1 pseudogene is annotated in these 216 nt (G+C 59.7%); it reads right to left on the reverse strand.

Annotation, left to right across the window (positions count from 1 at the left end):
• Window positions 1–216: pseudogene (locus tag EQW76_RS29575) on the reverse strand (EmrB/QacA family drug resistance transporter); the annotation flags it as partial.

Raw genomic sequence — 216 nt, forward strand, 5'->3', positions numbered from 1 at the left:
CTGCGCCTGCTCGCGAGGTACGGAGCTCGTCATCGCCTGGTTCAGGAAGACAAGGGTGAACGTCTGCCCGAGCCCTCGCAGTAGCTGCGAGAAACCGAAGTCTCCGCCATTGGTAGCTGCGGTGAGGCTCGTGTCCAGGTAACAGCTGACCGAATAGCAGACCAGCCCGAATGCGATTGCGATCCTGAGGTCAAGGGTTCTGATCAGAAGCGGGAA

The sequence above is a fragment of the Rhizobium sp. rho-13.1 genome (assembly GCF_007000305.1).
Classification (GTDB): domain Bacteria; phylum Pseudomonadota; class Alphaproteobacteria; order Rhizobiales; family Rhizobiaceae; genus Rhizobium; species Rhizobium rhododendri.